We start from the raw sequence: 3,270 nt of genomic DNA on the forward strand, positions 1-3,270 counted from the left end.
GTGTTGAAGGCGGGTGCGGCGTATTTGCCGGTGGATCCGGGGTATCCGGCGGGGCGGGTGGCGTTGCTGTTGGAGGACGCGGCGCCGGTGGTGGTGTTGGACGACCCGGCGGTCGTGGCCGACTGGTCACAACCCGACCACGGCTCCAGCGACGCTGTCGCGGGCGTCGTGGATTCTGATTCGGCGGCGTATGTGATTTTCACGTCGGGGTCGACGGGGCGTCCGAAGGGTGTGGTGGTGTCGCATCGCAGCATCGTCAACCGGCTGGTGTGGATGCGTGACCACTACCGGTTCGGTGTCGGGGATCGGGTGTTGCAGAAGACTCCGACGGTTTTCGATGTGTCGGTGTGGGAGTTGTTCTGCCCGTTGATTTCGGGTGGGGCGTTGGTGGTGGCGCGGCCTGGGGGGCATCGGGATCCGGGGTATGTGGCGGATCTGATGCGCGAGCAGCGGGTGAGTGTGGTGCATTTCGTGCCGTCGATGCTGGAGGCGTTCCTGCTGCACCCCGACGTGGGTGAGCTCCCCGACCTGCGGCTGGTGGTGTGCAGCGGCGAAGCGCTGTCGGCGGAGGCGCAGTCGCGGTTCTTCACCACCTTCGGCGAGGTGGAGTTGCACAATCTGTACGGCCCGACCGAGGCGGCGGTGGACGTCACCGCCTGGCACTGCGACCCGGCGCAGACCGGCGGGTTGGTGCCGATCGGTGGGCCGGTGGCCAATACCCGGGTGTTTGTGCTGGATGACGCGCTGGCTCCGGTCCCGGCCGGGGTGACGGGTGAGTTGTATCTGGCGGGGGTGCAGTTGGCCCGCGGGTATGTGGGACGTGCGGGTTTGTCGGGTGAGCGGTTTGTGGCGTGTCCGTTCGGGTCGGGTGAGCGGATGTATCGCACCGGTGACCTGGTCCGCTGGAGGCCGGACGGGCAGTTGGTGTTCCTGGGCCGTGTCGATCAGCAGGTGAAGATCCGCGGGTTCCGGATCGAGCCCGGTGAGATCGAGACCGCGCTGCTGGCCCACCCGGACGTGGCACAGACGGCGGTCGTGGCCCGCGAGGACGCCCCGGGCGACAAGCGGCTGGTCGCCTACCTCGTCCCCGCCAACCCCGGTGTGCCGCTCGACGCGGACGCGATACGGGAGTTTGCCGGTCGTCGTTTGCCGGAGTACATGGTGCCGTCGGCGGTGGTGGTGCTGGACGCGTTGCCGTTGACGGTGAACGGGAAGCTGGATCGTGGCGCGTTGCCCGCACCGGAGTACGGCGGGGGTGAGGGTCGTGGCCCCGCCACCGTCCGCGAAGAGGTCCTGTGCACGACTTTCGCCGAGGTTCTCGGCGTGGAGTCGGTGGGGGTGGACGATGACTTCTTCCGCCTCGGCGGACACTCTCTCCTGGCGGTGTCGCTCGTCGAACGGCTCCGGACCCGCGGCCTCTCGGTGTCATTGCGGGCGTTGCTAGAAACACCGACTCCGGCAGGGCTGGCCCGTGCGGTAGAAGCCGAAGTGGTGTCCGTGCCGGAGAACCTGATCCCGGCGGACGCGCAGCACATCACCCCCGACATGCTCCCCCTGGTGGACTTGACCCCGGCCGAGACGGAGCAGGTCGTCGCCGGCGTCGAGGGCGGCGCGGCCAACGTGGCCGACATCTACCCGCTCGCCCCGCTCCAGGAAGGGCTGCTGTTCCACCACCTCCTGGCAGGCGGTGGTGCAGATGCGTACGTGACCGTCCGTGGCGTGGCGTTCGACTCGCGGCCCCGACTGGACGAGTTCGCGCGCGCGTTGCAGCAGGTGGTGGACCGCCACGACATCTACCGCACGGGCGTGGTCTGGGAAGGACTGAGCGAGCCGGTCCAGGTGGTGTTGCGAAACGCCGAACTGGCCGTTGTCGAAGAAGAGCTCGACGTCAGGTCGTCCGATCCGGCGGCCATGGCGGAGGCATTGCTGGCCGTGACGGGATCGGCGATGGATCTGTCCCGGGCTCCGCTGATGGACCTGCACATCACCGAGATGGCCGATGGCCGATGGCTGGGTGTGGTGCGGATGCATCACATGGTGGAGGACAACCTAGGTATCGACCTGCTGATGCAGGAGCTGCGAGCGATACTCGCGGGACAGGCGGACCAGCTACCGCCGGCGTTGCCGTTCCGGAACTTCGTGGCCCAGGCACGTGAGATCTCTCGCGCGGACCACGAGCGGTTCTTCGCCGAGCTGCTGGGCGACGTGACCGAACCGACCGCACCTTTCGGGCAGCTTGATGTGCTTCAAGACGGCACTGATGCCGTATCTGCTCTGGTCCCCGTGCCGGACGAGGTCGTCGTCGACCTGCAGCAAGTGGCGCAGCGGCTTGGTGTCAGCCCCGCGACGGTGCTGCATGTGGCGTGGGCGCGGGTCCTGGCCACCCTGTCCGGACGTGACGACGTGGTGTTCGGCACCGTCCTGTCCGGACGAATGAACGCCGGGACCGGCGCAGACCGCGTCCTTGGCCCGTTCATCAACACCCTGCCCGTGCGTCTGCGGACCGGCCGGGTCGGGGTGCGCGCGGCCATCGAGCAGATGCGGACCCAGCTCGCGGCGCTGCTGCAACACGAGCACGCCCCCTTGGCGGTCGCCCAGCAGGCCAGCGGCATCGTCGGCAACACGCCCCTGTTCACGTCCCTGTTCAACTACCGGCACGCCAGCCTGGCATCGGACGATTCGGCGCAGCGAGCCGTCGAAGGCGTGCAGACCGTCTTCGGCCAGGAGCGGACCAACTATCCGCTGTCCGTGGCAGTCAACGACGACGGCCCCGCCGGGTTGAGCTTCAGCGTGGTGGCGATCGATCCCATTGATCCGCAGGCAGTCGGCAATCTGCTGCGCATCGCAGTGACGAACCTTGTCGACGCACTGCTAGGCGGCGAAGACTCCGCGCTGACCGCCGTAGAGATTCTGGACCCGGCGGAGCGAGAGCGGCTCATCGTCGAGTGGAACAACACCGGTTCCGGTTCCGGGGTGCCGGACGTCACGGTCGGTGGGTTGTTCGAGGGTCGGGTGGCTGCGGCTCCGGGTGCGGTAGCGGTGTTGGAGGGTGATGTCGAGACCTCGTATGCGGAGTTGGACGCGCGGGCCGCTGGGCTGGTGGGCGTCCTGGCGGGGTTGGGTGTGGGTCGTGGCTCGGTGGTGGGGTTGTGTTTGCCGCGGGGTGTGGATGTGGTGGCGGCGGTCTTGGCGGTGTGGCGGGTGGGCGCTGCGTATGTGCCGGTTGATCCTGCTGTCCCGGCCGAGCGGATCGCGTTCATGCTCGCCGAC

Annotated in this window: 1 protein-coding gene; it reads left to right on the top strand. The window is 68.2% G+C overall.

The window, feature by feature from the left end; all coding sequences use genetic code 11:
* Positions 1 to 3,270: non-ribosomal peptide synthetase (locus ETD83_RS40735; RefSeq protein WP_138650592.1), on the top strand; the 3,270-nt coding region annotated here is incomplete at both ends.

The organism is Actinomadura soli (genome assembly GCF_005889715.1).
In the GTDB taxonomy this organism is placed as follows: Bacteria; Actinomycetota; Actinomycetes; order Streptosporangiales; family Streptosporangiaceae; genus Spirillospora; species Spirillospora soli.